The sequence below is a fragment of the Psychrobacter sp. CX90 genome (genome assembly GCF_057396305.2).
The window spans coordinates 2,126,619-2,152,898 of record NZ_CM182008.1; the positions used below are offsets into that span (position 1 = coordinate 2,126,619).

23 protein-coding genes are annotated in these 26,280 nt (G+C 39.6%); 2 read left to right on the plus strand and 21 right to left on the minus strand.

Annotated elements, in window-relative coordinates; genetic code table 11:
- Positions 1-17 precede the first annotated feature (17 nt).
- The 10 genes from pgsA to AC2SLN_RS08420 form a co-directional block, all read right to left on the minus strand.
- Positions 18-692, minus strand: a complete 675-nt coding sequence (gene pgsA / locus AC2SLN_RS08375; protein WP_486548269.1) for a CDP-diacylglycerol--glycerol-3-phosphate 3-phosphatidyltransferase — start codon at positions 690-692, stop codon at positions 18-20.
- 435 nt (positions 693-1,127) lie between these two features.
- Positions 1,128-2,021 carry a class I SAM-dependent methyltransferase gene (locus AC2SLN_RS08380; protein ID WP_486548268.1) on the minus strand — a complete coding sequence of 298 codons (894 nt, stop codon included), beginning with the start codon at positions 2,019-2,021 and terminating at the stop codon, positions 1,128-1,130.
- 4 nt (positions 2,022-2,025) lie between these two features.
- Positions 2,026-2,868 (minus strand): undecaprenyl-diphosphate phosphatase, encoded by an 843-nt coding sequence (locus AC2SLN_RS08385; protein ID WP_486548267.1) that lies wholly within the window; start codon positions 2,866-2,868, stop codon positions 2,026-2,028.
- A 62-nt stretch (positions 2,869-2,930) separates the two neighbouring features.
- A complete protein-coding gene (gene tsaB, locus AC2SLN_RS08390) occupies positions 2,931-3,617 on the minus strand; it encodes a tRNA (adenosine(37)-N6)-threonylcarbamoyltransferase complex dimerization subunit type 1 TsaB (protein WP_486548266.1) in 687 nt (228 codons plus the stop codon).
- A gap of 345 nt (positions 3,618-3,962) precedes the next feature.
- Complete coding sequence (locus tag AC2SLN_RS08395; protein ID WP_486548265.1) at positions 3,963-4,637, minus strand: YidB family protein; 675 nt, start codon at positions 4,635-4,637, stop codon at positions 3,963-3,965.
- Between the two features lie 364 nt (positions 4,638-5,001).
- The gene (locus AC2SLN_RS08400; protein ID WP_486548264.1) at positions 5,002-5,430 is read right to left on the minus strand and encodes a hypothetical protein; all 429 of its coding nucleotides are present in this window, start codon (positions 5,428-5,430) and stop codon (positions 5,002-5,004) included.
- Between the two features lie 175 nt (positions 5,431-5,605).
- The gene (locus AC2SLN_RS08405; RefSeq protein ID WP_486548263.1) at positions 5,606-5,872 is read right to left on the minus strand and encodes an FAD assembly factor SdhE; all 267 of its coding nucleotides are present in this window, start codon (positions 5,870-5,872) and stop codon (positions 5,606-5,608) included.
- A 222-nt stretch (positions 5,873-6,094) separates the two neighbouring features.
- Positions 6,095-6,991 (minus strand): dihydropteroate synthase, encoded by an 897-nt coding sequence (folP, locus tag AC2SLN_RS08410; RefSeq protein ID WP_486548262.1) that lies wholly within the window; start codon positions 6,989-6,991, stop codon positions 6,095-6,097.
- A gap of 178 nt (positions 6,992-7,169) precedes the next feature.
- Positions 7,170-9,056, minus strand: coding sequence for an ATP-dependent zinc metalloprotease FtsH (gene ftsH / locus AC2SLN_RS08415; RefSeq protein WP_486531348.1), 1,887 nt, complete (start codon positions 9,054-9,056; stop codon positions 7,170-7,172).
- Between the two features lie 324 nt (positions 9,057-9,380).
- Positions 9,381-10,013 (minus strand): RlmE family RNA methyltransferase, encoded by a 633-nt coding sequence (locus AC2SLN_RS08420; protein WP_486548330.1) that lies wholly within the window; start codon positions 10,011-10,013, stop codon positions 9,381-9,383.
- A 434-nt stretch (positions 10,014-10,447) separates the two neighbouring features.
- On the opposite strand from AC2SLN_RS08420, the gene AC2SLN_RS08425 reads away from it, so the two are divergent.
- Entirely contained in the window at positions 10,448-10,780 is a 333-nt protein-coding gene (locus tag AC2SLN_RS08425) for a YhbY family RNA-binding protein (protein WP_486548261.1), read from the plus strand.
- A 594-nt stretch (positions 10,781-11,374) separates the two neighbouring features.
- On the opposite strand, the gene AC2SLN_RS08430 is transcribed toward AC2SLN_RS08425, so the two are convergent.
- Complete coding sequence (locus AC2SLN_RS08430; RefSeq protein ID WP_486548260.1) at positions 11,375-12,031, minus strand: CHAP domain-containing protein; 657 nt, start codon at positions 12,029-12,031, stop codon at positions 11,375-11,377.
- A gap of 266 nt (positions 12,032-12,297) precedes the next feature.
- Here AC2SLN_RS08430 and AC2SLN_RS08435 point away from each other — a divergent pair, with 266 nt between their 5' ends.
- The gene (locus AC2SLN_RS08435; protein WP_486548259.1) at positions 12,298-12,834 is read left to right on the plus strand and encodes a hypothetical protein; all 537 of its coding nucleotides are present in this window, start codon (positions 12,298-12,300) and stop codon (positions 12,832-12,834) included.
- Positions 12,835-13,089: 255 nt separating this feature from the next.
- Here the strand turns inward: AC2SLN_RS08435 and lpxC are convergent, their stop codons facing one another.
- From lpxC to AC2SLN_RS08485, 10 genes are all read right to left on the minus strand, one after another.
- The gene (gene lpxC, locus AC2SLN_RS08440) at positions 13,090-14,004 is read right to left on the minus strand and encodes a UDP-3-O-acyl-N-acetylglucosamine deacetylase (RefSeq protein WP_486548258.1); all 915 of its coding nucleotides are present in this window, start codon (positions 14,002-14,004) and stop codon (positions 13,090-13,092) included.
- A gap of 748 nt (positions 14,005-14,752) precedes the next feature.
- Entirely contained in the window at positions 14,753-15,937 is a 1,185-nt protein-coding gene (ftsZ, locus tag AC2SLN_RS08445; RefSeq protein WP_486548257.1) for a cell division protein FtsZ, read from the minus strand.
- Between the two features lie 85 nt (positions 15,938-16,022).
- Positions 16,023-17,303, minus strand: coding sequence for a cell division protein FtsA (gene ftsA, locus AC2SLN_RS08450; RefSeq protein ID WP_486531319.1), 1,281 nt, complete (start codon positions 17,301-17,303; stop codon positions 16,023-16,025).
- Between the two features lie 153 nt (positions 17,304-17,456).
- Complete coding sequence (locus AC2SLN_RS08455) at positions 17,457-18,275, minus strand: cell division protein FtsQ/DivIB (protein WP_486548256.1); 819 nt, start codon at positions 18,273-18,275, stop codon at positions 17,457-17,459.
- 225 nt (positions 18,276-18,500) lie between these two features.
- On the minus strand, positions 18,501-19,466 hold the full coding sequence (locus AC2SLN_RS08460) for a D-alanine--D-alanine ligase (protein ID WP_486548255.1): 966 nt from the start codon (positions 19,464-19,466) through the stop codon (positions 18,501-18,503).
- Between the two features lie 24 nt (positions 19,467-19,490).
- Positions 19,491-20,921: a UDP-N-acetylmuramate--L-alanine ligase gene (murC, locus tag AC2SLN_RS08465; RefSeq protein WP_486548254.1), complete on the minus strand. Its 1,431-nt coding sequence runs from the start codon at positions 20,919-20,921 to the stop codon at positions 19,491-19,493.
- Between the two features lie 156 nt (positions 20,922-21,077).
- Positions 21,078-22,187, minus strand: coding sequence for an undecaprenyldiphospho-muramoylpentapeptide beta-N-acetylglucosaminyltransferase (murG, locus tag AC2SLN_RS08470; protein ID WP_486548329.1), 1,110 nt, complete (start codon positions 22,185-22,187; stop codon positions 21,078-21,080).
- A gap of 436 nt (positions 22,188-22,623) precedes the next feature.
- Entirely contained in the window at positions 22,624-23,613 is a 990-nt protein-coding gene (gene gshB / locus AC2SLN_RS08475) for a glutathione synthase (protein WP_486548253.1), read from the minus strand.
- A 114-nt stretch (positions 23,614-23,727) separates the two neighbouring features.
- A complete protein-coding gene (gene pyrE / locus AC2SLN_RS08480; protein ID WP_486548252.1) occupies positions 23,728-24,390 on the minus strand; it encodes an orotate phosphoribosyltransferase in 663 nt (220 codons plus the stop codon).
- 147 nt (positions 24,391-24,537) lie between these two features.
- The gene (locus tag AC2SLN_RS08485; RefSeq protein WP_486548251.1) at positions 24,538-26,004 is read right to left on the minus strand and encodes a hypothetical protein; all 1,467 of its coding nucleotides are present in this window, start codon (positions 26,002-26,004) and stop codon (positions 24,538-24,540) included.
- Positions 26,005-26,280: the final 276 nt, after the last annotated feature.

A 26,280-nucleotide genomic window follows, 5' to 3' on the forward strand; every position in this document is an offset into this window, starting at 1 on the left:
TACGCGGCATAAAATATCTAACCGTGCTTCAGATATGGCCAAGCAGCTCGCATATATATCATCATTGACCATAATGTCAGTATTACAGCAGCAACCATAAGACCATAACCTAGCAATTCGAGCGACTGTACATTCAATAGCAATACAATAATCGCTATCATTTGAAAGGTGGTTTTAAGCTTGCCCACATAGGACACTGCAACACTGGTGCGGGCGCCAAGTTCTGCCATCCATTCACGTAATGCAGATACTGCAATTTCACGTGAAATTATCACAATTGCGGCAATCGACATAATAATATTAGGATGCCACTGCACTAATATGATCAAGGCCGCTGCGACCATCAGCTTATCGGCAACAGGATCTAAAAATCGCCCAAAGGCAGAGGTAATTTTCATTTTTCGAGCGAGGTAGCCGTCTAACCAATCTGTAATAGCCGCCAAAATAAACAAGACAGTTAATAATAAATGTCTCAGCATACTATCGCTAAAAGCATCCATATTCATACCCAGATTAGCAATAGCATTGTCCGATATCATAGGGACACCAATACCTAAAGCAGGTGGCCAATAGGCAATGGCAATAAATAACGGAATCATCGCAATACGGGCAATAGTCAAATTATTGGGTAAATTAAAAATACTTGCGCTGGCGTCAGGGGGTAAATTTGACTGTGAGTTTGATTCGGTCATGGCAACATTCAGACAGTATGTGTTGGTAAGTAGCTTATCATTTTAACTTGTATTTAGTAAGACCAAACCAAGCTGTATATTTATAAACTGCTGTTGATATAGTTTATGAGGTAGTGAAGCTAAATTTAGCGATATGAAACTCAAGCGTATATTATAGACTTACTATAGCACAGGCAAATTAAAAATTTATGAACTATCAACTTTAGACCATATTCTCATATTGATGTATGAGGATACAAATGGGATAACGTGTTACCAAACACGAACGATTGCGATGATAATATTGAAATTTTAGCTAGAAATGAGCCAAGGTTTGGCGGAAGTATAAATAACCATTATTTATTCATAATATATATATTACTTTAACTGGGGCATTCTCTAATACATCAAACAGACCACAGCTAAACCTCTTATCTATTTAACTAAAATAGACATTCAACTAAAATAGCCATCAAAACGTACCACATCATTTTGCCAGCTTTCGTGCGCAGCACAACTCGCCAATGGGGGTGCAGATACAGGTCGCTTGACCACAACTCGCCCACCATCTTCTAAGATGTCTAGTCCCAATTGCAATAGGCGTCTTTCTTCAGCAATATCTGGCAAGTTTGCAATGTGGTGCAAGGCTTGCATATGTTTCCCTACTTTAGCGCCCTTACCCGTTTGGGCATTATCATAGCTGTTTTCTGGAAACATTGGATCTAAATATACCACATCAAACTTTTGGTTTAATTTGCTAGAAAGCTCGCTCATGTAGTGAATTGATTCACCAAACTTTATGGTCAACCTCGCCATTAGTTTCTGCCAGTTTTTATGCGTCGCCATTGTTGCACGCTCGTTTAATAACATTAAAGTCATTAAAGGGCTACGCTCGAGCAAGGTTACATGAGCTCCAGTACTTGCTAAGATCAAACTATCATGACCAAATCCTGCTGTGGCATCTAACACTTGGCTTTTATCCATTAATTTACAAGCTTGCAAAAGTAATTCAGACTTTCGCCCCGCACTAACTACTCGGCGCTGTAATGACTGCCAATCAGGCGCTACACTCATACCATCGACTAAAAGCGATACCCTTTCTTTTTCATCGATAATTAATACCGGCTGCCCATAATCATTACTAAGCTGCTGACGTACCTTTTGTGTCAGCTTATTAGGCGCTTTTATTAGGTTTAATGAAACCGGCAGATCAGCCACTTCAATTAATCGCTGTAATCTATAAAAACTATTTGGCGGAGTATTTTTAAAAGCACTATCAGCGTTAGTGTTATTGATATTATTGGCATTATTAACATAAATAAGCGGTACACTGTTACTCTCAGTACGCATCAAACTAGCCTTTTATTTCATAGCCAAACAGCAGGGCGACAACCAACACTGCTACCCCTGTAGCAATACGTAACCATGCAAAAATCGTAAAGTCACGTCGGCTAACCCAATCAACAAGCCAGCGGATACATAAAAGCGCTACAATAAAGGAAACTATTACACCGACACCAAGCACCGTCCAATCCTCTGTGCTCGCTAGCGCCTCCTTGTGTTTTAACAAATCTAGCAAACCTGCCCCCATAATGACAGGAATCCCTAAAAAGAAGGAAAATTCGGCAGCAGCCTTGCGTGAAACCCCTAGCCACAATGCACCAATAATGGTCGAGCCTGATCGGGAAGTGCCTGGTATCAAAGCTAAGCACTGGAATAGACCAATGATTAACGCTGTTTTCAAGCTGACATCTTCAGCCTCCTCCGCTACCACTGGTATCGGCTTACGCTCAACATAAAAGATGAGCAATCCCCCAACAATTAGCATCACAGAAACGGTATAAGGATTAAATAAATATGTTTTTATTTGATCAGCGAAAGTAAACCCTACCAACATAACAGGCAAGGTTGCCACAATAAGACCAAGCCCAAGTTGGCGAGGGTTGGCAAGCCCATCCGCCTTTCCAGTTATTAGTCCAATTAGTGCGTGCCATAAACGTCCCCAATATTCATAGATTACGGCTAATATTGCTCCCAGTTGGATGACAACAATAAACAGATCAGCTTTTTCTTTAGTCCAAAAATCCATGATATCTGCGGACAAAATTAAATAGCCTGTACTTGATATAGGTAAAAACTCAGTAATACCTTCAACGAGGCCCATAATTATGGCTTGTATGACAAGTAAGATATCCAAAATTAGCACTCACTTTTTATAGGGTAATAGTTAAAAGAATTCATCAGTTTATTTCAAAACAGTCAAACGTTTTTGCCCTGCTCTTTAAGCGTTTTCCAAGCGTTATTGCGTAAATAAATAGGCAAGGCTTGATCAGCAGGCACACCGCCAGACTTCATAAATTGAGCGACACCAAGTGTTGCAATAGAGGTCGCATTTGGGCACAATTCGGCGACTATTTGTTGGTCTGCATGCACAGATAACAAAGCGGCTCCATTGCCAATAATAGGTAACGGCTTTAGAGTCCTCTCATTATAATCCAGCAGTACTTCTTTACTGCCATCAACCTGAGTCATAACCTCATAAGATTCAAAGTGACTTAGCTTATATTCGCCAAAATAGACCTGTTGCATTCTAGCATCCAATGCCGCATACACATGATTCAACCTATGTTTCTCAAACGCCATTTGCGCCAATGCGGCAAGGCTTGAAATTCCGACACATGGTAAATCATGAGCAACTGCTAACGCTTGTACCACTGAGGTATTAATACGAATACCACTAAAAGCGCCTGGTCCTCTATTGAATATCAGTGCGGTTAACTGCTCAAGCTTAATATCAACTTGCTGCAAAGCCACATCTATCATCGGCAGTATTTGTTGCGTTTGCTCTCTTGCACCTTTGAGAGTTTGGCAACTTAAGATTTGCAAATCTTTGCTGATCACTACCACAGAGCATTGCTCAAAAACGGTATCTATTGCCAAAAACATGACGGCCTCTTTATGCGAATTTTGAAAGTATTACCAAAGTAGACTAAAACTGGCATAGCCTATTAACCTATGACAGTTAGCCTATAGTCGGAAGCAGGGAATTTAGGTGCAAAGCGACTAACCTCAGATAGTACACCTAGGGAGCTTAACACTGTAACTCTTTAACTTGCCTTTGACTATATGACAGTATAGGAGTTAGTAGTCGATATAAATAAGTTGACTATCATAACACTCACATTGGTTTTGATAAATCAGTCGTTATTATTTATCCGATGATTCACTAAAAAAGCCAGATACAGTGAGTATCTGGCTTCTACTTATAGCGTTTAAGGATAAGAGTCGCAATTATTTTGGCATGCTTGCAGAAATTTGCTGCAAGATTTGCTCAATTTCACTGTTCGCTTCTTGCTCCTTATCCAAGCCACCTGTTGGTGTCAACTGATTGACCACTTCTGGTAATAACTCAGCCAATCCCTGACGGACTTCTGTCTCATCAGCACCTACTTGTTGGCTGACTTGCATAATTTCTTGCTCATCGAAAAGCTTATTGATTTGATTGGGATCTATATTTTCGTTTTGCTGCTGCGTACTCATCCAAGACTGCGCTTGATTACCAAAACCCATCTCCTGAACTTTAGACAGTGCCCCTGATAAGCCACCGTTACGCTTAATCCAACTTAGCACTAGAGGCATTAAAGCTGCAATGAGCATCGCTTTTCCGCCACCCCCTGAACGTCTAGCACTACCCCCGCCTAGAACACTACCGAGCACACTGCCTAATCCACCGGCACCAGCATTACCCCCACGCTGACCACCAAGCATACCGCCGATAATATCATCCATACCAAAGCCATTCGATGCTGTATTTGATTGTTGGCCCCCCAATACGCTCCCTAAAATATCACCAAGCCCCCCTGTTTGACGGGGTTGGATACGCTGATTAACTGGGTTGCGCTGCGCATCAGCAGGGTCTAATGCTTGACGGGCAACTTGGCTGATTAAATTTCCTAATAAACTCATAATAATTCCTTGAATGCTTATGGCTATGGTTAGCTATGGTAATACTGTCACTTTGTGTTCTAATAACATGGCTTTAGTTGTTATAAACCATCATTATCATTTTTAAAGTTACTTTTGATACAGTTGATAATATGACAGATCTTAAATATATAACAAATAGATGTTTAACAAAATACAGATATTGTAAACCAGCGGATAAATAAATAGGATGAAGACAGGCTCAAGCATTTTTACTATGGCGTCATTACAAAATAGCTAACTAAAAGGGGATGGGGGTTTGCCTCTCATAGTGACAGACTGTCTGTTAAATATTCCGTCAGAAGTAAGTTAGCACCGCGTAACCTATCTAGAACCACAATATACCTTAAAACCACTTTATGAGGATTTTGAGCTGCCGCCATGTGTTTGCGTTTACCTGATCTTGCCAGATAAGCACTGTTTTCTTAGTAGCAATCGGATGAACTGTTTGAAAACTAAGCTGTAAGCAATGACCAAAACGTCTACCTTGACAGAGGTTAGCTTCCCAAAGCTCTTGACGGTTACGACCTTCATATAAAAGCTGCCAATGAGTATTGGCGTTATTTAGATCTGGCGCATTAATGAATAAGGGCTGATTCGCTAATTTTTCACTAAGAAATACTACTGTAATCGCTATGCCAGTAACCACGATACTGACCCACCACGGTATATCAAGAAGAATCATTAAAATTGCTAACCCTAAAAAATAGCTGGCGACATATAGGATTTTCCAATAACTTAACTGGCGGATGTCCGATGTCAATCGTTCAATCATAGCAGACGCCCTTTCTATTTTAGTGGCTTTTCTATTTACTTACATTGAAAGCTTATATTTCAAAACCATATTGAACTTATCGGACTTGCAGGTTACTGCTATCCATCATAGGTATGAGTTGATGACGATAGAGACGTGCTTGGCTACATGGTTGTCAATAGTTGCTGGGCATGAGTTACTGGGCATGCTGATATTGCTTTAACTTCTCAACTAATTGTGCAACTTTTGCATCCTCTGGAGTCTCCTGATTCATAAAGTAGTTTAACAAATCAGGATCCTCATATGTCAGTAGCTTGTTAAAGGTCGCTTGTTCATCTTCATCAGCCAGCAAGTAGTGATTCTTAACATAGGGATCAATGTAAAAGTCGAGCTCTTTTAGGCCTCGGCGTGCTTGATAAATAACTCGTCTTTGCTCATTAGTGGGTTCTGGTTTATGGCTCATAGTGCTCATTCCTGATCTAATAAAAAGGGCAATAGAAGGTTTAACATCATTTTATTGAAAACTATCTCCATAGCAGTTAGCTGATAACACTAATCAAGCAGGTGTAGCTACGCCCGCTTTGCGCAACTATTTTGGCTTGTACTCGGGGCTAAACCGCTCTAACCGTTATGGTTATCAATACATAATAAATTAAAAGGCACAATAAATTAAAAGCGGCTTGAATCAATTCTGCAGCTGCTGCCACAAAGCCAAACCTTGTGCCGTCAATGCAACGTTATGCGTTCGTATAATACTGGCGCCCTGTTGCACGGCCAATAATGCGGCAGCCATACCTACCCCGTCTCTCTGTGTTGCAATATGATTATCAAATACCGGAATGTTGGACTTATGCAATATTTCGCCTAAGAAGCGTTTACGAGATATACCAAATAAAATAGGCAGGTTCAGCTCATGCAGTTCCGATAATTGATTTAATAGCGCCGTATGATGATCATATTCTTTAGCAAATCCAAAACCGGGATCAATGATAATATTATCTCTTTTTACCCCTGCGTTAATAGCAGTGTCTATTCTCTCTGATAGCTCGTTAAGTACCTCAATAACCACATTCTTATATTGGGCTTGGCTATTCATTGTTGTTGGCTCGCCGCGCATGTGCATCAACACAACAGGTATATTTAATTTTGCAGCCATAGCAGGAGCTGACTGTCTTTGCAAAGCACGCACATCATTCCAAATATCAGCACCCGCTTGCACAGACTCTTCAATGACCAAAGGCGCACTGGTATCAATAGACAACCACACATCATTACCAAAGTTCTTTCGTATTGCCTCAACAACCGGCACAACCCTAGTACACTCTTCCTCTTCACTAACAGGCGCTGCATTAGGTCGTGTTGATTCGCCCCCAATGTCAATGATATGCACTCCTGCTTGAAGCATGTGCTCACAATGGGTTAAAGCGTCATCGATTTTATTAAATTGTCCACCATCTGAAAATGAATCCGGTGTCACGTTTAAAATACCCATTATATTTGGGCAAGATAAATCAAGCGCTTTTTGTCTATCTGATGACAGATGAGCTGTGATAACTTTACTAGGTAAGGGGTGTAACTTCATAGAATAGAGTCTTTATCAGGATGTCTTATAGTAAAATAGATATATGTATATCATTTTAGCAGATATAGCTTAAACATAATAAGGGGCTTAATGCCCGATAAAAAACCTCTCCCTACTGAGTAGAAAGAGGTTTAATAGGGCAAGATTTATTAAACTTTAACCACGTTAATAAATTTGATCACATGGCAGGTAAAGGTGGCGGTGTAGGACCAGATTTAACTTTATCATCCTTTTTGGGCGTAACATCAATAGGTTGATAATTTTTTGGTTCACGCGGAGCATCACCGGCCAAAATATCTTGAAGTTGGTCTCGATCAATCGTTTCCCACTTCATCAAGGCTTCAACCATGGCATGCATTTTATCTTTATTCGCTTCAATAATTTCACGAGCTATATCATATTGCTCTTCAAGTATACGTCGTATTTCTTCATCAACTTTTTGTTGGGTCGCTTCAGAAATAGTACGTGTCATTCCACCAAAATAACCTTGAGACTGGTCATCTTCTTCATACACCATGACACCCAACGCATCGGACATACCATACTTAGTGACCATAGCTCGGGCCATTTTTGTGGCTCGCTCAAAATCGTTTGAAGCACCTGTGGTTTTTTGATTAACAAAAACCTCTTCAGCAATACGCCCACCAAATAAGATAGCAATATCGCTTAACATCTTCGACTTATCGTAGCTGGTCTTATCAAATTCAGGCAGTTGCCAAGTTACGCCCAATGCCCAACCACGAGGCATAATAGTTACCTTATGTACCGGATCTGTTCCCGGTAGCATCTCGGCTACTAAAGCATGACCTGCTTCATGATACGCGGTGGCACGGCGCTCTTCTTCACGTAGCACCATAGACTTACGCTCAGGACCCATAAATAACTTATCTTTAGCATCTTCAAAGTCATTCATATCCACGCTACCTTTGTTCCGGCGTGCAGCAAATAATGCTGCCTCGTTAACAAGGTTAGCCAATTGGGCACCACTAAATCCTGGTGTACCGCGCGCTAGCGAGAGTGGATCAACACCGACCGTTGAAGGTAATTTTTTCAAATGTACCTTCAAAATGGCCTCACGCCCTTTGATGTCAGGTAGACCCACATGAACTTGACGATCAAAACGACCAGGGCGCAATAAAGCTTTATCTAGCACATCTGCACGGTTCGTTGCCGCAATAACTATCACACCGTCATTACCTTCAAAGCCATCCATTTCAACCAAAAGCTGATTCAGAGTCTGTTCACGCTCATCGTTACCACCGCCCATACCTGTACCACGGCTTCGACCGACCGCATCAATTTCATCAATGAAGATAATACACGGCGCATCTTTTTTGGCTTTCTCAAACATATCACGTACACGAGACGCACCAACTCCAACAAACATCTCAACGAAGTCAGAGCCAGAGATTGAATAAAACGGGACTTTAGCTTCACCTGCAATAGCTTTAGCCAATAGTGTCTTACCTGTTCCTGGAGGGCCTACCATCAAGATACCACGAGGGATTGTGGCACCAAGCTTGGTAAATTTATCCGGATCTTTTAAGAAATCAACCACTTCAGTGACTTCTTCTTTGGCTTCTTCCACCCCGGCAACATCATTAAAGTCAACTTTGATTTGATCTTCAGATAGTATTTTGGCTTTGGACTTACCAAAACTCATAGGGCCACCCGCTTTTCCGCCAGCGCCACCTTGCATATTCCGCATGAAGAACAAAAACAAGCCAATGATTAATAACACAGGGAAACTTGCAATAAGTAACTGCATCATAATACTTTGACGCTCTGGCGCAGCACCTTGAACATCTACCTTATGCTCACGCAGAGTAGGCATAAGCTCATCATCCGCCACAGGTGGCAGCACTGTTTCAAACTCAGATCCATTGACCTTCTCGCCCGTTATTTGCTGACCATCGATCTTGATGCTTTTGACCTGATCTTCTGTGACCTGAGTTACAAACTCTGAGTAATTGAGCGTATCAGGCTCATTACCACTGTCAAAGTTGCTAAATACCAGCACTAATACGCCGATAACAACCAGCCATAATAAGGTATTTTTTACCATATCGCTCACAAGTTATACCATCCCTTACGTGTTAATTTAGTCTTAATTCTGCCAGACATACAATTATAGCATGTGCTTGTCAGAAAAATACGGATCATCACTTTGTTAATACAGCATCTTTAACTTCTGTCATCACTATATATTGAGATGACTACTGAATTAACGTGACGAATTTTATGAACTATTAATCTATTAGTAATGTTAATTAGGTCATGCATCTCGTTTATCAAGCATAATTACATAGTTTTGAGTCACTCGTTACATTATTAAATACATTTGTAAACTTACAGGCATAATAAAACGATATAAAACACATATATCCGCCTATTTTGTGGCTACCCAAAACATCTCTTTAGAACGCGCTCTTGATGCAGCTGGCTTGACACTACGCACTTTTGAAAATTGTGACTGCATTTGATCGCGCAGCGCAGGCGTACCTTCTCCTTGGAAAATTTTCATGATAAGCGAGCCACCTTCGGGCAATACTTTCAGCGCAAAATCGACTGCTAACTCACAGAGATAAATCATCCTAGGCTGGTCAACCGCCTTGTGCCCTGTTGTATTAGGAGCCATATCAGATAGGACAACATCAACTTCTCTATTACCGATTTCATTCATTAGCTGATCAAATACTTCTGCTTCTCTAAAATCGCCTTGTATAAAAGTGACATTCTCTAAGGCGTCCATGGGCAGAATATCCAAAGCAATTAATGCACCCTCAGAACCTACCAAACGCCCTGCTACCTGAGACCAACTACCAGGGGCACTACCCAAATCTACAACCGTCATTCCTCTCTTTATGAGGGTTGTCTTCTCATTAATCTCTAGTAATTTATATGCCGCACGTGCACGGTAGCCCTCTTTTTGAGCGAGCTGAACATAGTGATCATCCATGTGCTCTTTCATCCAAGCTTTACTACTTTTTGATAACGTTTTATTTGTGATACGAGTCGCCAAAATATCCTCACGAATTAAATCTTTCAATTAAATCTTTCAAGTCTAAGTAATCAAAGTAAGATGAGTAATGTAAAAGCTACTTCTATCAATAAAAAAGCTTAACCTTTAAAATCCTAAAATGACTTACGCCTCGTTTTACCCTCTATCTAGAAACAACAATATGCCAAGCTTTAGCTAAACTTTCAATTAAAAACCACTCATATCAATAATAAAATCTATTTAAGCATTATATAAGAATATTCATTATAATAAGCTTTATCGATAAAGGGATGCACAACACAAAGCTTATTTAGAAAACAACTTGTTTTTGAAAATAATTCAGCAAAAATTGTCATACCTAAAACTCTCAGCGTTTTTATATTATGAGATACTTTTAATTCGATATAACCTTCCAAGGCTGGCTAGTTAGGCCTAATAACCAATACTGAGATACTATGACTACTGAACAAAAAAGCCCACAGCACCTAACCAATGACGAATTACGTCGATTAAAAGGCATTGGTCATGAGTTAAAGCCCATTGTTATGATTGGTAATAATGGGGTAAGTGACGCCGTAATTGAAGAGATTAACCGTGCATTAAATGACCACGAACTTATCAAAATCAAGACAGCACCCGGTACTAAAGAGGAGCGTGATGTTTTAAGCCGCGACATTGCTCAAAAAACCAACTCCCAACTTATTCATCACATTGGTCGCATGGCTTTATTACTCCGCCGCAATCCAAATGCAAATCCAAAGCTGTCTAACTTAGCACGATATAGCTAGTTTCAGTGGTTTCGTGAAATGATTTAAATATGAATACCAGTTTAACTTGGTTCATGTATTTATGCCACTTATAAGCGTATACCAGTTATAACCTAAAATTGAGATTTAGTACGTTAATCTAAGCCATCAGTTAACTGATGGCTTTTTTTAATTTGATGTATTTATGAATTTTGATACATTTTCAAATTCAATATAAGCCGCATAAGTCGTCTATGTTAACTGGCAACAACCCCTAATATAGGATTAGGCTTGTCAATCTCGTCTAGCCAACGACAGCTATAGGTTGTGAATATAGGTTCTTACACCAGTCTAATTTCTGAAAATGAAGTAATTTAACAAAAGAGCAAATCAAATACATTACAGACTAAAAAGCCCAGCTTGCTAATGAGCTGGGCTTTTCAATTAAGACTTTTGACTGGCAACCTTCTCTTGTAACTAATCTTATAACTAAGAAATCAGTTTTTAAAGGGTACACATATATAAGTACGATTCTCTAAATGTTTGGCTTTCAGAACTTATCTAGTACCCATTAAGTATAATTTGATAAAATCATTTATTCAATTATTTCTTATAATTGTTGCTAATGATTAATATTTACTCGCCCATGGCTAAATAAACACCTTGATTAGAAGCGTCATTGATATAACGGGCATCACGCCACGTGGTGTAAGAGTAGGTGTCACTGTAAGGGCTCTTATTGCGTTGTACAAAATCAGATACCCAGTTACTACCATCAAAAATTTGAATATGGCCATGACGATGCTTAGCTGAACGATTATATACCACCACATCACCTACCTGTGGTGGAGCACTGTTGCTAATTTTAACAAAGCCAGCTTGAGCTAAGGTACCACGAGTCGCATATTGGTAAGCTGAAGGATTTGGTGTGAAATCATAACCAGCTGACTGTAGTGCTTTACGAACATAACGTGCGCATAAACCAATTGTTCTTGAGTGGGCAGCACGTGCTGCACGTGCTGCAGCAATGGCAGGTGGTGCAGAACTATCTATAAAAGAGCGTGATGGTGTGTTTGAAGATGTGGCAAACGATGCTAAGCTTGACTGTCTATTTATAACTTCAGTTTCTAAAGCTTTTAGCTCTGGATTTAATTTTTGTTTTTGGGCAATGAGTAGTTCTAGGTTGCCAATTAAATCTTCAGAGGAGGATGGATTATAAGTATCTTGAACTGATGCATTAACCTGTGTGGCGCTGAACCCCATTAATGACAAAATAATAAGTAACTTTTTCATAACGCTCCCAGAATTAATCTTTTTTAATTGCAGCATCTAACTTACCGATAAACCGCAATTCGTTTTTCATCAAATATATAAAGTTGCTTCACTCAGATATCCAAGCTATCAAACAGGTATCATTTAACCATCTATCAAAACACTTACTTGCTATCAATGAGCGACAATTGACGTATAATAAGTAGATGTATAACTATGATGTGAATCATCTACTTTACTTCACTTGTTAAAACCCATAGGCATTGATTACAAACTTGAGGCTTATAATGCGCCAGTATTCAAAACCTAATTACTTAGCAACCGTTATTGATCATCAAAAATCTGCTGCTTTAGCATTGCCCCACCAGATATTCAAAAAATGTTCAGAGCTTAATGAACTCACTAACGAAATCAAAACTCTACTTAATAACTGTTTACCAGAAGATGTGCTTAAAACTCTTTGGGTAGGCAGTTATATTGATGGGAAATTAACGTTATCAGTACAGTCTCAAACTGCTGCTAATCATCTTCGCTATCAATCTAATAACTTAATCAAGATATTAACAGTACAATCTTTAACATTTGATCAACTCAAATATATAGATGTAATCGTTACCTACCCTGCATCAATTAACCAGTCTTATAGTATTGAAAACAATATGAATCAGCAAAGTAATATATCTTCAAATGGCACTAATAAGGTTAAAAGCCATACTACACGTGGCTTGACCGAATCAACGAGAAGAACTATATCACACACAGCTAAGCATGTCATTAATGATTGCCAGTTGAAAAAAGCTCTTGAAAGGCTAGCAGAAGATTAAAAGGTAATGTTTACATTGTAATTTTATGTAAAAAAGTAGGTATTTTAGAGGATATGAATGAGTTGATTTCGATACATATTGTAATTTTTTTATAATTAGAATTACAAAGATAATACTTGAGGTTATTGAAAGTTTGCTTAGAACATTTGAATTCCTTACCTTAAGAGAAACTACCCACAAAAAAACGGAACTTTGTTCCGTTTTCTATATAGTTTCACGAATGTTTCTAGTTAATAAGTGATTTTTTAGCAGGATTTAGCATAATTGACTTGATTTTGGTAAATCGTAGTTTATAAAGGACGATTCTTTGTCATAAAATGTTACAATTTCAAAATTATCATTACTAGCGTACACTGCCTTTATTAACTTATTATTCAGCGCATGTCCAGATTTATAGGCACTAAACTTAGCTAATAATGAATACTTTGCTAAGTATAAATCTCCTACTGCATCCAATAATTTGTGACGGACAAATTCATTTTTGTGACGCAATCCTGTTTTATTCATAATACCACTTTCATCTATCACAATCGCATTATCAAGACTACCCCCTAACGCGAGATTGCTTTTCTTTAAAAGCTCTATATCTTGTAAAAAACCAAAGGTTCTGGCATTACTGACACTTTTGAGATATTTTTTTGTTGAAAAATCAAAGCTATAATGCTGCGTGTCCCTAGGTATTGCAGGATGATCAAAGTCTATTTGAAACTCTAACCTAAACCCGTCAAATGGTTCCAGCTCAGCCCATTTATCACCTTCTGTAACACGTATTGTTTTTCGTATTTTTAAAAATCTCTTGGGCTCATCAAGCTCTTTAATGCCAGATTCAAGTAAAAGTTGTGCGTATGGCGCGGAACTACCATCGAGAATTGGCACTTCAATATCAGATACTTTTATCAATAAATTATCGATACCTAGCCCTGCTAGTGCACTTAATAAATGTTCAACCGTACCAATCCTGACATCCTCTATCCCCAAATTTGATGACATCACGGTATCTCTAACTAAAAAGGCATCAGCAGGAATCAGTGGCGCATTCTCAACATCTGTTCGTAAAAAGTTAATACCTTTATTTGCAGCACTAGGCTCAAAGGTAATTGTGACATCTCTACCACTGTGTAGACCAATTCCTACAACTGTTACCGGTTTTGCGAGGGTTCTTTGTTTCATTAAAAAATTCTCTGCCATTAAGTTTGAATGGACAACCTTACAAGCTTATGTCGATAAAAAAAGTCTGCTCTCAATTGTAATATCTGTCAAAATTAAGTCTGTATGCTGACTAAATTTATAACCTATTCAAGGGTCACTTCAAATACAATAGATAAAGTCGATGTTCAAGGAAAATATTCACTTTTAATATGGGCTTTTAATAGTTCGTACTTTAACCTCAGCTGCCATATTAAAGTTGTAAAATATTTATATTACTTATTGTAGTGATATTAGTGATTAAAAAAATGCAGTATTCTTAATAGTTGACTTTAATAAACAAGACCAAAACTGAAAAAGCTAAATGTAAGAAATTATTTCCATTGTAACATATTCTTATTTAGATCACTGAGTTTCGCTATACAAAATAAACTATAAGATTGACATCTGTTGACCCTATCTATTTTTCAGACTGGAGAGAGTCAACTAATTTGCTAAATAACGCTACTGGAGTAGAAAGGTATTTAATTAGAAAGCTACTAAATTAGAAAGCTATAGTCGTAGGCAAACTAAAGAGCTACAGCGTTAACCTCACTAAGCCTACTAGAGTAGTACTTGCGCTCGGTTGCCTTGTATCTTATTTAGTTGCCTATGACTATACTTGGTAGGTATAGGCTATAGGTAAATAAAAAAAGACCGAGCAAAGCTCAGTCTTTTTTTATTTTTGCTAGTGCTGCTCTTGTTACGTCATAAACGCACTGAACTAAAATACTTAACGATTCTGTTGCCGTTTTAGGTAATCCTGAATGCTATTAGTCTTAGTATTTGGTTCAGATTTGCTGGAACCCACACTTGAATCATGTTTTTGATGAGTACTTAATTGTGCTTTTTTCTGACTCGTTATAGCGCTTGTGTGAGTAGCAGGGTCTACAGCTTGATTACTATGAGCGGAGGGCATTGGACGAGGATCGTCTTTCTCATCATCTAGGGTTAATCCTGTCGCTATAACAGTAACGTGTAGATCTTCACCCATGCGCTCATCAATGACTGAGCCGTAGAAGATATGGGCATCATCAATATCTGTTATTCCCTCGACAATTTCAGTGATTTGACTTAGCTCATCAAGTGATAGTGAATCTGATGAGACAACATTAACAATAAGACCTTTAGCATTTTCTAAGCGTAAATCATCTAGTAATGGAGATCGTATTGCTTTCTCAGTTGCTTGACGGGCACGTTCATCACCACTGGCACGGCCAATACCCATCATGGCATGGCCTTTTGCAGTCATTGCCGTACGAATATCATTAAAGTCAATATTAACCATACCATCAAGATCAATTGTTTCAGCGATACCTTGCACAGCATGCATCAATACATCATCAGCTTTTTTGAAAGCATCTTTCATCGAGATGTTGCCATAAACCTTAAGCAGTTTATCGTTTGGAATAGTAATAATCGAGTCTACAAAGTTTGATAACTGCTCAATACCAGCCTTAGCCGCTTTGAGACGTCTACCACCTTCAAACCTAAAAGGTGTGGTAACAACGGCAACAGTCAGGATTTCCATCTCCTTAGCGATACGAGCAACCACAGGTGCTGCCCCTGTACCTGTGCCCCCACCCATACCGGCAGTAATGAAAACCATATCCGAGTTTTCAAGAAGCTTTCTAATGGCTTCTTCATCCTGTTCAGCAGCTTCACGACCCACTTCGGGATTCGCTCCAGCACCTAAGCCACGGTTTGTATCTGCGCCGAGTTGCAATTTATGCTCAGCCGTCAAACCTTGTAGTGCTTGGCAATCAGTGTTAGCCACTACAAAGGTAACCCCTTTGATGCCCTGTTGAACCATATGCTCTACAGCGTTACCACCGCCACCGCCAACACCAAAAACAGTAAAACGGGCTTGACCGTTATTTAGATCGCGGCTGCTATCTGCCATTGTATACTTGGACATTATCACTCCTTTACGTAACCTTCTGAACTTATTATTTACAGTAAGTAAGTTCGATTATAAAGGTTACTTGAAATATTAAAATGGTTTATATAATTCGATTAAAAAAATTGTTTAGTTTATTCTTCAAATTGCTTACTTTACTCGTTTCAAGGGCTTCAGGTGAGCTTTTCTCGCTATGTTTAAACTGTTCACTCTGACTGTATAGCAACGCACCAAAAGCAGTCTGAAATACACGATCTTTCACTCTTGCATTCAACAGCTTAAATGAATCTTCACTATCAAAATGATTATATGCGGTAATGGCTTCATGGGGTGTGGTCATAACCACTGGCATTTGTAACAAGCGTTTTGCAAAGGGTATCATGCCTTTAATATTACTACCACCCCCTGATAATACAACGCCACGCTGCATATAATCCATCAAACCTGCATCAGACAGCTCTTGAAAGGCAACTCTAAACAACTCAATGTAGCGTGCTTTGATAATCTCAGCCAGTTGTAATAAGTTAATAGTGACTTCATCAGCCACACCCACTCTCTTAATTGTCACAAACTGACCAGGATCGATACTTTGTATATCAACTGTACCATAACGCTTTTTCAACGATTCGGCTTCAGCCATTGAAATACCGAGTTCTGCTGATATATCCATTGTTACTTTATTGCCACCATCAGCGATACAGTGGGTAAATATAAGTTTATTTTCACGGTATAAGCAAAGGCTTGTGGTACTTGCACCAATATCAATTAAACAAACCCCCTGCTCTCGCTCTTCAGCCATTAGGCTATACTCTGCACTAGATACCGCGTCAAATAACATGTGGTCAATACTAATATCACAGGCTTGAATCAACTTTTGAATATTTTGACGGCTGGCTACTGGCATCATCATTAAATGATACATAACCGTTAATTCATTAGCATACATATTAATCGCATCATCAACCATATCTTCTTGATTATCTATAATAATGCCTTGTTGACAATGATGCATTAGATAATGAGTGGTCGGCATGATTTTTTCTTTTGCTAAACTAAGCGCCTTGACAATATGGCGTGTTTCAACCGTACCTTGATCAACATTGACCGTACCAAAACTATTAGCGCTAAAGAGCTCAGGAGTAGATAGGGTTAACCACACACTATGTACACGGCAATTAGCCATTTCTTCTGCTTCGATAATCGCTTGTCTGATAGCGCTTTTTAAACGCTCCCAGTGCTTAATTCGACCTTGCTGAAAATCTTCATTCTTAACCTCACCCACTCCCATAATCTGAATGTCTTCCATAGACTTAACGTGCCCAATAACTGCATAAACAGCAGTGGCACTTATGTGAACAACGACGAGATTTTCAGGTTTACTCATAAGGTGCAAAACGTTTTTTATACTGCTTTTTAATCAATGTCATTACCTATCACTTTAGATATTATGCACATGGATTAAACAGCAAGGTTAATTGAAAGTATTATTAAAATATCATTTTAGTGTGCATTCAAGCGATTTATTTAAAAATGTACCCTATTGATGCGCAATATCCCTCTCCTCATTAGACTCTCTAATTTCAGATAAAGATATCAATTCAATAGGTGCTACTTGCTCATCTTGCCATGCAATAACAAAACCATTCTTATAACGCAAATCAACAGATGCTATCTCATCGCGCTTCATCTTAAGCTGGTTTTGCAATAATTGACTCAAATTCATAAGCTTTTGTGAGGTATGCTCATTATCAACAATAACCCGCATTCCATTATCAAATTTAACGACCCATGTCATTCTGGGTGTTAAAACCATATCCTCAACTTTCATATTGAGCGGCGCAAACCATTTATTAATAAGCTGCATCTGCTGCATGATCAAAGTAGACTGCTCTTCGTTACCTTGTAACATGATGAGATCACTTTGAGTTAAGTCTGTCTCAGCAGCGGGTTTAAAGACAACCCCTTCAGCATCGATCAAATGCTCACTACCAAAGCGGGCTATCGGGATTCGAGGTAGTGCCGATATCACGATCCCCCTACCCCACTGACGTTCAATATTAACTTGGCTTACCCAGCTCTGCGTCATGACAATATCTTGCAACCGAGGTAAGGTTGCCATAAAGAAGTTTCCCACATCATGTTGGGACAAGGCCTTACTTAGTTTCTGATACTCAGTTGTATTCAGCCCATTCGGGTCAATAACGATCTCAGCAGGTTGTGCTTGATAAACTCGATGAGACACAGTAATAAAGGCTATTATGAATAGAAAAACCCCGATCAGTATCCATATTTTTGAAGATATAATCTTGCTAGAGGTAAGCGTAGGGTCATTCACTGAGTCAACCATCATATCCATTTTCTATTAACCTACAATTGTAACGCATTTAGCACAGTTACGATAGCAATATGCCCAATCAAGCCATTGCTTAAGACTGATCCACTAATAGCATGGATTTAACCCCAATAGGGATGTAGTCCGCATCTTATATTAACCAAGGAGATGGAATAAAAAAATTCCTCAATAAAACTATCAGATAACCGCGTTATTACTCTACATTCTTCACTGACTATATTATGGTCGTTAAAGTGTTTGTGCGAGTATATGCCAGCATAATTCATCAAAGCCTATTCCTCTGGCTTTAGCAGCCATAGGCACCAAACTATGACTGGTCATACCGGGCACAGTATTAATCTCTAATAACCAAAAATTACCCTTCTCATCTTGCATAGCATCGACACGCCCCCAGCCTGAGGCATCAACGGCTTTAAAGGCAGCGATGCTCATCGCCTGAAGGTGTGCTTCCTCACTTTTCGATAGCCCGCAAGGAATATGATAAGCGGTATCGTTGCGATTATATTTGGCTTCAAAATCATAAAAATTTGAGATATTTGCGGGTTCCAGACGAATTACTGGATATGCTTCATCATCAATAATAACGATGGTAAACTCTCGTCCTGTTATCCACTTCTCAGCCATGACATCATCACCACACCCAGCTGCCATTGCATAAGCTTCAGGTAGTTCATCTAGACTTTCAACCTTGCTCATACCAATACTCGACCCTTCATGCACAGGCTTAATCATGAGAGGTAAACCTAAAGTATTCACTATTTGCTGCCAATCGGTATCTTCTTTAAGGATAGAAAAAGGCGCGGTCGCTAACCCACATCCTTGCCATAATTGCTTAGTGCGCACTTTATCCATACCAATTGCAGAGGCCAGCACCCCTGACCCCGTTTGCGGAATACCAAGCCAGTCAAGCAATCCTTGTAACTGACCATCCTCACCACCGCGACCATGCAAGACATTAAATACCCGATCAAAGTGTTTAATATCTAGAATATTACGATCTTTAGGATCAAAATGAGTCGCATCAATCCCCTGATCTTTTAGAGCTTTCAGCACAGCATTGCCACTATCGAGTGACACCTCTCGCTCATTACTATTACCGCCGAAAACCACAGCGACTTTGCCAAAGATGCTGGGATTCTTGACTTTAGTAGAGGTTTGATCTGAGATATCTGATTTGGTTGAAGTTTGCGTCATAATTTTATTCTTAACAAGTAATGATTAAATATATAGATTATTTTTAGCGAGCTCTTGGCTAATTTGTCCAACATTACCCGCGCCTTGAGTAATCAAAATATCGCCTGACTTGAGTGTCCGTTTCATTACAGGCTCAAGGGCATTCTTATCTACTACAACTGGCTCAACTTCGCCTCTTAAACGGATGCTACGCGCTAAAGACTTAGTATCTGCCCCCATAATTGGTGCTTCACCTGCACTATAGACATCTAGAAGTAACAACGAGTCAACTTGAGACAATACGGATACGAAATCATCATAGCAGTCGCGAGTTCGGCTGTAACGATGAGGCTGGAATAACATAACGATACGGCGTTCAGGATAACTCTGTCGAGCCGCTTTAATGGTGGCAAGAACTTCAACGGGATGATGACCATAATCGTCAATCAGTAACACGTTACCATCGTCTTTATCAACACACGCCTGTTGTTCAAAGCGACGGCCGACGCCAGCGAATTTTTCGAGCGCTCTTACAATGGCTTGATCATCAACACCTTCATCGGTTGCCATCGTAATAGCCGCCAATGCGTTTAGTACATTATGACTACCAGGAATATTCAAGGTTAGCTTTAATGGCTCACGGTCTTTTCTTAAAACAGTAAAGTGAGTTCTTGTACCGTCGACAATAACATCAACAGCTTGAACATCATTATAAGGATTGAAGCCAAAAGTCTGCACAGGGCGACCAATGTCATCAATCATGGCGTATAACTCTTTATCATCACCGCAGACGACAGCAAGGCCGTAAAATGGCATGTTTTGCAAAAACTGAATATAAGCTGCTTTAAGTTTGTCAAAGCTGTTTTCATAAGTTTCCATATGATCTTGATCGATGTTAGTAACAATTGCTGCCATAGGATGCAAGGACAAAAATGATGCATCAGATTCATCTGCTTCAGCGACTAAATAACGACTTTGACCTAATGAGGCATTTTTACCAGAAGCATTTAACTTACCACCAATAACATAAGTTGGATCAAGCCCAGCTTCAGTCATCATCATGGTCAGTAAGCTTGTTGTTGTCGTTTTACCATGCGCACCAGCAACCGCGATACCATGACGATATCTCATAAGCTCGCCCAACATATCCGCTCGACGTACAACGGGTAAGTGCGCTTTTAAGGCTGCTTGTATTTCAGGGTTTTGTCTATCAATTGCCGATGAGACAACGATGACATCTGCATTTGCAATATTTTGTGAATCATGTCCAATAAAGACGTCAATACCCAAACTTTTTAGTCGATCCGTAACCGCACTTTGTTTTATATCAGAACCACTCACACCATAGCCTTGGTTTTTCATAACCTCAGCGATGCCACACATGCCAGCTCCCCCAATCCCGATAAAATGAATGCACTTGATTCGGCGCATTTCGGGAATTTCAATTAAACGTTTTGGCAGGGCAGCTTGTGTCATAAATTTCTCTTTTTCAATCTAATGTAGAATGCAATCAAAAATGTCTAATAAAAATACTATTAACTTTTAATACTATAAAGTTCTAAGGCTTTAAAAACAAATGGCTGAGCGCGAATTATAAAAAGTACTTTAACCCTTTGTTGAATAGTAAAACTATTATCTCAATAAAGACCAAATATAATCAGTGGCCATAATGGTAGAGCTAGGATTTGCGAGTGACTTACCTTTTTTTGCCATGTCTAGGCATTTCTCACGATTGAGATCAGATAGTATCTGCGCCAAAACATCCGCTGTTAGTTGGCTTTGAGGGATTAAATAAGCCGCGTCCTCATCTGCAAGTGAGCGAGCATTGGCGGTTTGATGGTCATCTACCGCATGCGGCAGTGGCACAAATATGGCGGCCAAGCCAACGTTTTGAATCTCTGTTACCGTTAACGCACCAGCACGACAAACAATAACATCTGCCCAAGCATATGCTTCTGCCATATTATCAATGAAAGGCATGATGGTTACGTGATGATGGGTTTCATCAACTTGCTCGTAGTTGTGTGTCGTACTGTCAAAGTTGTTACGGCCACATTGGTGATGAACCACAAGGGATTTTTCTATTTTGGCAAGTGCAGCAGGTACTATTTGATTTAAAATCTGAGCGCCAAGTGACCCCCCAACAATCAATAGTTTTAAAGGGCTATCATCCTTAATATCATAACGTGACTCTGGCGGGGCAATTTCACAAATGGCCTCTCTAACAGGATTACCAACCGTTTCGAGCTTGGGGTTATCGGCACTATCGCTATCACCAAATGTATTAGGGAAAGCTTGCAATACTTTGGTTGCTACCTTCGCTAAATAGCGGTTACTCATCCCTGCGATGGCATTTTGTTCATGAATGACCAAAGGTTTGCCTGTGGCACGTGCTGCTAGGCCACCTGGGGCAGTCACATACCCACCAAAGCCAACGACGATATTAATATTGTTTGCTTTAATAATCTTTATGCTAGCCAACACAGCCTTTGATAGCATCATAGGCATTTTTAAGACGCGTCCCACACCTTTACCACGTATACCGTGCATTTGAATAGTGTGAAATGTATAACCTGTTGGACGCACTAGGTCATTTTCCATACCCTGCGGCGTGCCTAACCAATGCACAATTGCCCCACGGCGGGTTAATTCATCTGCCACGGCTAATGCTGGGAAAACATGACCGCCTGTGCCTGCTGCCATCATCAAAACCCTCGGCTTTTTAGCTGATTCGGCACTCATAGCGCCGTGGCTACTATTGATGCCGTGGCTGATATTAAAGGAATCGCGCACAGAGGGGTTCTCCAACTACAGAATACAATAAAAGTTAAAAGGTTAAAAACTTACCATTGTTAAAAATGACAATGTTAAAGAGAATGTTAAGAAGTCTATAAAGTCTAAAAGTTGAAAATATAGGGATTAAAATGTGACAAAATAATAGCACAAAAATTTAAACGAAACGATTACAGTAAAGTTGCCAGTCCGTAACTTTTTATGCAAATGACTTTAAGCTTCAAATGACTTATTTTTTAAATGCCTCATATTTCAAATGACTTTAAGCCTAAAGTAGTCATATTCTTCAACTGCCTGTATACTTCAGGTGGTGTTAAAACTCAGCAAGATTCAAATTCAAGTGCCAATCCAATATTTAGAGCCCATAGTATTTATAGCGCATAGTTTAACGTATAGTCTTAACTGACAACGCCAGTCTTTTTTCAATGGCTAGTATCAAGTCCGTGGCAATATCTGTACCACACTGGTCATCTATTTCGCGCACACAGGTCGGACTTGTTACATTAATTTCAGTGATTTTTCCGCCTATCACATCTAAACCCACAAACAGTAACCCTTTTTGTTTAACGACTGGTGCTACAATATTTGCAACGGCAAACTCTTGCTCTGTTAGGGGCATTGCCACACCTCGTCCACCGGCTGCAAGATTACCTCGTGTTTCACCTTGGCTTGGGATACGAGCTAAGCAAAAAGGTATTGGCTTTCCATCGACAATCAATATTCTCTTGTCGCCCTTGATGATTTCAGGCAAATAGCGCTGTGCCATAATAGGTAAAGTCTCAAGCTCAGTTAACATTTCAAGCGTAGCACCTATATTTGGACTATCGTTGGTTAACCTAAATATACCCGTTCCACCCATACCATCGAGAGGTTTTACAATCACATCTTTATGTTCGTTGATAAACTGACGTATATGTGATTGCTTACTGGTCACAATAGTTGGGCTCATCAGCTCGCTGAACCAAGTAGCGAATAGTTTTTCATTACAATCGCGAATGGCTTGAGGGTCATTGACGACTAATACTCCAGCGGCTTTTGCATGATCTAGTAAGTAAAGTGAATACAAAAAACGCATATCAAACGGTGGGTCTTTGCGCATCAAAATAACATCATATTCGGTAATCAGCTGTGTTATTTTCCCTGCTAATTCATAAAAATTATCAGGGTCTCGATATACGGTAACAGCCTGAGCATCTACCTTAAGCGTACCTTTATCTAACCATAAATCATGTATCTGACAATAGCCGATAGTGTGACCACGCTCAGTGGCTGACCACATCATGGCAAGTGTGGTATCTTTTTTGAAGTTAATGGTCTCAATGGGATCCATTACCACTAAAATATTAAGTGATTTAGCACCGTTAGCTTTGCTCATGGGTAACATACTCCATTGTTCAATTTAATAGCAGAATGTCTTAGATTGACCTCATATCAATGTAATCAATATATATAAAGCCTGTGAGGTCAAAAATAAGATATAAAGGTAACACTACACACCGTACTGCTGACGATAGTGCTTCATTTTTGCTAATTGAGTCGCGTCTGCATGCTTGGCAACATAATCAATAATATCGTCAATACTAACCAGCGCACGTACAGGCACTTTAAGGTTTGTAGCCAACTCATCAATAGCAGAGGTTTCATTTTGCCCTTTTTCTTTGCGGTCAAGAGCTACAATAATACCCGCCACGGTTGCACCAGCTGAGCCTAGAATATCAACGACTTCACGCATTGCCGTACCCGCAGTAATGACATCATCCAATATCCAAACCGCCTTACCACTAACATTTGCCCCCACTAAACTGCCCCCTTCTCCATGGTCTTTGGGTTCTTTACGGTTATAACCCCAGTGTGCATTAATACCATGATTATTCCAAAGTGCTTGAGCCGTCGCCGCAACAAATGGAATGCCTTTATACGCCGCGCCAAAAATGACCAGCTCATCCTGCCCCTCAACTTTAACTTGCTCAGCCAATACATGAGCATAACCGTTTGCCAGTAGTGACAACATCTCGCCTGTCGCAAGCAGCCCAGCATTAAAGAAATAGGGGCTAATGCGACCTGACTTAAGTACGTACTCTCCAAACTTTAAAACTTCATTAGAAAGGGCAAGCTCAATGAAGGCATCTGACGTAAAAGACTGTGGGGCCATACGGGTTCCTATTAGCGAGGATTAATATGATAAAGGATATTATGGTGTTATTAGGCTATGTTCATCACTGATGTAAAGGGAGGTAAATCATTATAAGCCTCTTACTAGGGCACAGTTGAAACTTTGCAAACATCAATAGCTAAGTCATCATGACCAACCATTAATATAATAATTACTAATATTAGGATAACGGGTAAGTAGTGCACTGCGAGAGGATAAGTTGATATAGATAGATTGACCAATATTCTGGGTTTTATCATTAGTGGCATTTAGTTCATTAGCCATCCCATTTGTTGCCACTAGACTCTTGCTCTCGTTATACTTTATATCAAATCCAAGATATTTAGCTGCCACCACCACATGTCCTACAAACAAACGAATTTGGCGATATTGCGTTTCAAACTGTGGATGAATATTGCATTGACTCAATACATAACTGCGCATGTGCTGGCAGATTTGATGGGCGGTAATGCTTTTATTAATACTTTTACGAGTGTGACACTGCTTTAAAATATGCACAGCAACACTGCACGCTAATATGTCTGTACTTAGACTATCAATACCATTATCAAACCGCTCAGGATATAAAATAAGCTCCCAACTAGGTGCAAATATATCATTAATCATCTCAGGCATTTGGGGCCAAGACGATGTGCAAGATCTATCATCTTCTCTACTATTAACCTTAGAACGATTATCTTTGAATCCATAACGAGTCAATGCAGGATATGCCATGCAAACGTTATGAATATCTGATAAATCAAGCAAACGCATTTGAGTTAACGGCGCTAATAAATGATTTCTATGTTGATCATCATTTTCGAACGTATGACAAACCTCTTTATCTCTATATTTATCCGATTCGGCATCAAGCTTATTATTTTTAATCGAGGGGGACGTTATACCACTAACCTCAGCCGATTTAAAAAACTGTTTCGGTAAATTAATCAACCCACCTACTTGAAGCAGCTCGAGATGTGAAGCAAGTTCAGGCGAAGCGATAAGCTCCCACATAGACGCTTGCGAGAAGTCTGGCGTAACCACCTCTAATTTGCCTAAGCTCTCATCTATGCTTTTTTGCGAAAGGTTTAGCGCATCCATATCCTTAGGCTCTAGATCCAGTAGATGACGCAGTGCATCTTGTAAACGTGGGGCTGGGGCTGGCATATCTGTCAATGGTCGGTCAGGATTTAATGGGGTTTGATTGGGGTCAAAATTAGGATGCACCACCCCAGCATAATTTGTTTGCAACTGCTGAGTGGTTTGCGCCAAACTGTCTTCTGAACATGGGCGATGAAGGGGATGTGCTTGAGTATTAATATGAACACCTTTTTGCATAGAGATCGCTGGTAAAGTAGCGTACTGATCAATAGAATTTTGGATGGCTTGGTGGGCTTGATTGACGGACACAATCCGATTCTTTCGCCTAATTCTGGGTTTGTTATTTATGGGCTCAATAAGTTTAAAGGTATGAGAGTAGTAAGAGTCATTACTTTTAGAGGGACGCTGGGTAATGTTAGGGTTAGGATCAGACCGTTTACAGACTTTTTTGTTAACAGGGTAATGTGAATCATTCCTTTGAGTATCATCTTGCGAGTTTCCAGTTGATGACATACCTCCCCCTAATGACCCTAAGGTAACAATGTTTGAAGTTTTATAAAATTAATAGGTTATTATACGTATATTTCGCTAACTTATATTGTATAAGCAGAATCCGCTTATGTAGCCAGTTGTCTTGTGGCTTATATTACTGCTTGTCTTGTGGCTTGTATTATAGTTAAGTAGTTTAGCCTATTTTAATTAGCAACAAAAGATCTATAACCACATAAGAGTCATCTAAGCCGTGTTAAACCTTCACGAGTAGGTACTGCTGACATTTTTGAATGAAAG

Bases quoted from the DNA above. Each gene is read 5' to 3' on its own strand.
- pgsA (WP_486548269.1), bottom strand. From the start codon at position 692: ATGACCGAATCAAACTCACAGTCAAATTTACCCCCTGACGCCAGCGCA.
- AC2SLN_RS08380 (WP_486548268.1), bottom strand. From the start codon at position 2,021: ATGCGTACTGAGAGTAACAGTGTACCGCTTATTTATGTTAATAATGCC.
- tsaB (WP_486548266.1), bottom strand. From the start codon at position 3,617: ATGTTTTTGGCAATAGATACCGTTTTTGAGCAATGCTCTGTGGTAGTG.
- AC2SLN_RS08395 (WP_486548265.1), bottom strand. From the start codon at position 4,637: ATGAGTTTATTAGGAAATTTAATCAGCCAAGTTGCCCGTCAAGCATTA.
- AC2SLN_RS08400 (WP_486548264.1), bottom strand. From the start codon at position 5,430: ATGATTGAACGATTGACATCGGACATCCGCCAGTTAAGTTATTGGAAA.
- AC2SLN_RS08405 (WP_486548263.1), bottom strand. From the start codon at position 5,872: ATGAGCCATAAACCAGAACCCACTAATGAGCAAAGACGAGTTATTTAT.
- folP (WP_486548262.1), bottom strand. From the start codon at position 6,991: ATGAAGTTACACCCCTTACCTAGTAAAGTTATCACAGCTCATCTGTCA.
- ftsH (WP_486531348.1), bottom strand. From the start codon at position 9,056: ATGGTAAAAAATACCTTATTATGGCTGGTTGTTATCGGCGTATTAGTG.
- AC2SLN_RS08425 (WP_486548261.1), top strand. From the start codon at position 10,448: ATGACTACTGAACAAAAAAGCCCACAGCACCTAACCAATGACGAATTA.
- AC2SLN_RS08430 (WP_486548260.1), bottom strand. From the start codon at position 12,031: ATGAAAAAGTTACTTATTATTTTGTCATTAATGGGGTTCAGCGCCACA.
- AC2SLN_RS08435 (WP_486548259.1), top strand. From the start codon at position 12,298: ATGCGCCAGTATTCAAAACCTAATTACTTAGCAACCGTTATTGATCAT.
- lpxC (WP_486548258.1), bottom strand. From the start codon at position 14,004: ATGAAACAAAGAACCCTCGCAAAACCGGTAACAGTTGTAGGAATTGGT.
- ftsZ (WP_486548257.1), bottom strand. From the start codon at position 15,937: ATGTCCAAGTATACAATGGCAGATAGCAGCCGCGATCTAAATAACGGT.
- ftsA (WP_486531319.1), bottom strand. From the start codon at position 17,303: ATGAGTAAACCTGAAAATCTCGTCGTTGTTCACATAAGTGCCACTGCT.
- AC2SLN_RS08455 (WP_486548256.1), bottom strand. From the start codon at position 18,275: ATGGATATGATGGTTGACTCAGTGAATGACCCTACGCTTACCTCTAGC.
- AC2SLN_RS08460 (WP_486548255.1), bottom strand. From the start codon at position 19,466: ATGACGCAAACTTCAACCAAATCAGATATCTCAGATCAAACCTCTACT.
- murC (WP_486548254.1), bottom strand. From the start codon at position 20,921: ATGACACAAGCTGCCCTGCCAAAACGTTTAATTGAAATTCCCGAAATG.
- murG (WP_486548329.1), bottom strand. From the start codon at position 22,187: ATGAGTGCCGAATCAGCTAAAAAGCCGAGGGTTTTGATGATGGCAGCA.
- gshB (WP_486548253.1), bottom strand. From the start codon at position 23,613: ATGAGCAAAGCTAACGGTGCTAAATCACTTAATATTTTAGTGGTAATG.
- pyrE (WP_486548252.1), bottom strand. From the start codon at position 24,390: ATGGCCCCACAGTCTTTTACGTCAGATGCCTTCATTGAGCTTGCCCTT.
- AC2SLN_RS08485 (WP_486548251.1), bottom strand. From the start codon at position 26,004: ATGTCATCAACTGGAAACTCGCAAGATGATACTCAAAGGAATGATTCA.